1 protein-coding gene is annotated in these 254 nt (G+C 42.5%); it reads left to right on the top strand.

The annotated features are described in order from the left end of the window. Positions 1–254: type I restriction endonuclease (locus AAEZ02_RS23000; protein ID WP_351125459.1), on the top strand; the 254-nt coding region annotated here is incomplete at both ends.

Below are 254 nucleotides of genomic sequence, written 5' to 3'. Positions count from 1 at the left end.
CATCAATGGGATGCCTGTCTTCCATATCGAGCTTAAAAAAAGCGGCATCGCAGTCAGCCAAGCTTGCAATCAAATCGAAAAATATGCCAAAGCGGGTATTTTTACCGGATTATTTGCCTTAGTACAGATATTCGTGGCGATGACGCCAGACGAGACAGTTTATTTTGCCAATCCAGATGGCAACTTCAAGCCTGAATATTACTTCCATTGGGCTGATGTGTATAACGAGCCATATCACAGCTATAAAGATATCG

The sequence above is a fragment of the Shewanella sp. T24-MNA-CIBAN-0130 genome, from assembly GCF_040310185.1.
In the GTDB taxonomy this organism is placed as follows: domain Bacteria; phylum Pseudomonadota; class Gammaproteobacteria; order Enterobacterales; family Shewanellaceae; genus Shewanella; species Shewanella psychromarinicola.
Note: the sequence above shows the minus strand (reverse complement) of the source record. Positions and strands in the feature narration are given on the sequence as shown.